Consider the following 252-nt stretch of genomic DNA (forward strand, 5'->3'; position numbering starts at 1 on the left):
CCGCTCGGGCCCGCTCCGCTTGCGGCCGCGTGGGCGGGCATCGTGCTGGGCAGCCTGCCCCTCTACGCGCTGTGGCTCGGCGTGGCCCTGCGCCTCGGCCGCAACGCCGCCATCGGCGCCGGCGCTGCGGGGGTGCTCCTCGCGTTCTTCTCGGTGGGCGGACTTGCGCACGGCCTCATGACCGGCGAGCTCACCGGTGCCCTGGCGACGCCCCTGAGCTGGGTGCCGCTCGCCTGGCCCGCGCGCGCGGGG

General features: G+C 78.6%; 1 pseudogene. It reads left to right on the forward strand.

Annotation, left to right across the window (positions count from 1 at the left end):
* A pseudogene (locus tag DW850_RS10235) lies at positions 1–252 on the forward strand (lantibiotic ABC transporter permease); the annotation flags it as partial.

It is taken from the genome of Collinsella sp. AM36-4AA, assembly GCF_003467795.1.
Taxonomy (GTDB): domain Bacteria; phylum Actinomycetota; class Coriobacteriia; order Coriobacteriales; family Coriobacteriaceae; genus Collinsella.